Below are 2,231 nucleotides of genomic sequence, written 5' to 3' on the forward strand. Positions count from 1 at the left end.
TTGCAGACATGGGCAATATCCGGCAATTCTGGACAATCAACAATGACAATTCGGGTGCTTTTCGTGTGCCACGGCAATATCTGCCGCAGCACCATGGCGCAGTTTGTTTTTCAGCACCTGATAAATCAGCTGGGCTGCCAGGAGGATTTGCTTATTGACTCCCGGGCCACCAGCTCCGAGGAGATCGGAAACGGCCCGCACCGGGGAACTCTGCACAGGCTGCGCCAGGCCGGCATCCCGGCGCTGCCCCACCGGGCTTCCCGGATCACCCGGGATGATTATAAAAACGCCGACATGATTATCGGCATGGATGAGGCCAATATCAGAAATCTCATGCGGATGCTGGACGGCGATCCGGAGGGCAAGGTGCATAAGCTCCTGTCCTTTGCCGGCAGCGATCGGGATATTGCCGATCCCTGGTATACCGGCGATTTTGATGAAACCTTCAATGATGTGCTCGAGGGCTGTCAGGGGCTTATCGCATTTTTCCGCCGCCTGGGGCTTATCAGAACGCAGGCAGTTTAGCTCTGCAGCGAATTCATTCTGAGGGGCCTGAGCCTGTTTCAGTTCCTCAATATCACAATCACAGCAGAAACAACAGACACAAAAGAAACAAAAGAAACAAAAGAAAAAGAGGAACCTATGAGCTATCCGATGACCGCAATAATGAGAAGAATCCTGAAATCCCTCCCCCTGTTTTTCCTGGCCGCGTCTCCGCTGTGCGGGGCGGCGGAAAGCGATGCCGGAGATGATTCCGAAGATAACGCCGCTTTCCTGCAGGACTATGTCATAGAGCCGGTCTCCGGTTATCCGAACTCCTTTTTCAGCCGGGTCTTTACCAGCAAAAAATCCGGCGCCCGGGCTTACCAGATTTTTGCGGTTCATCCCGAGATGTACCCGGTGCCCCGGCAAGCCTCGGATCTAAAGGATCCCGGATGGCTCCGAAATCTGGTTAAGGATTATTTTTCCTGTCCCGGGATGACAGCTGAAAGAACGCCTCCCGAAGAGCCCGAGGATCCTGACATGTGCGATGAGTACTGCTGCGAGGGCGAATGCGATGATACAGTGCTTTTCAGTAATTGCCAGAGCAAGCAGGGCTCCATGGAGGGATATGCCGTCTGTGACGAGACGTTCTATAAGGTGCTGCTTTTTGATAGCCGCATTCCGGAGGATCACCGGGATCTTTTCAGAGAATACCAGGAAGGGATGCCGTGGCTCTTCGGGGAGGAGGAAGTTCCCTTCTGTGTCCAGGACTGCGTTTCAGAAGAATGGCCCACGGATCATCCCGGCAAAGAAGCTCTCAGCGCGGGTTACCTGATTTTTCCGGCCTCTTCCTATCCCCTTACCTATGACGCAGACGGCGGCGGCGTAGGAATATCCCATATTGCCAAGACCTATATCAAACCGGGCAGCGATGATCATTTCGGGTACATGATTTACGACGCTGACGGTATTCACGGGGAGGATATTCCGGCCCGGATAAAGTCCTTCTGTCATGACCGGGTTTCCTTCAAGGGCAATGCCGAGGGGTTTGATTTTCAGAATTGCAGTTCCTGGCAGCGGGGCCGGGAGATTCGGATCTCCGGCCATATGGAAAAAAGAGCGGCTCCGGCAAGTAAGTGCCGTCCGGAACAGCTCTATCTCTTTACCTTCTGGTCAGAAGGGCTGCCGGCCCGGGATCGTGAGATTTTGCAGCGGGAGACGGAATTTCGCATCCGGAATTTCATCCCCGATCCGGAAAGCTGCGAGGAGGGCAGGATCAACAGGTACAGCCAGAAAAAGCTGCCGGACAGATAATGCGGTTCCGGCGGCGGAATTTCCCGCTCCGCTTCTGCCGGAAGTTTCTTTAACCCGGCGTCTTATGAAAACGTTTTTCACCGCGATCGCAGCTTTTGGTTCGTATTGAGAGTTAAGCCCGGGAAAAAATTCATTTGTTTTCTGTAACCTCTTCTCAGGTGTTTCGTTTCCTATACAGAACGCAATTTAAATCCCACACACAGGAGATTACGAAAATGTCAGAAGTTAATATGAATACCGGAAATTGTCCTTCCCTTGAACCCGCCTATCCTCAGGAAGTTGCTAAGACTTCCAATCGTGGCGATGAAGTTGCTATCACCAGTGTTGAGCTGATGTTTGCCAAGCTTCAGAACGACCTCGCCATTGAAAACCGCGAGTATGCCAAGGACAGGATTGATGCCATTAAGCAGAAGCAGCAGGAATCCAAGGAAATT

The 2,231-nt window shown here is 52.6% G+C and carries 3 protein-coding genes; all 3 read left to right on the forward strand.

The genetic code is table 11. From position 1 onward, the window contains the following. Nucleotides 1-525, forward strand: a 525-nt coding sequence (locus tag ACJROR_RS07210; RefSeq protein ID WP_406546530.1) for a low molecular weight protein-tyrosine-phosphatase, incomplete at its 5' end; no start/stop codon positions are given. A 117-nt stretch (nt 526-642) separates the two neighbouring features. Then, nucleotides 643-1,797 (forward strand): hypothetical protein, encoded by a 1,155-nt coding sequence (locus ACJROR_RS07215; protein WP_406546531.1) that lies wholly within the window; start codon nt 643-645, stop codon nt 1,795-1,797. A gap of 215 nt (nt 1,798-2,012) precedes the next feature. Next, the coding region (locus ACJROR_RS07220) for a hypothetical protein (protein WP_406546532.1) at nt 2,013-2,231 on the forward strand (219 nt) is incomplete at its 3' end.

This window comes from Succinimonas sp., assembly GCF_045225735.1.
Classification (GTDB): domain Bacteria; phylum Pseudomonadota; class Gammaproteobacteria; order Enterobacterales; family Succinivibrionaceae; genus Succinimonas.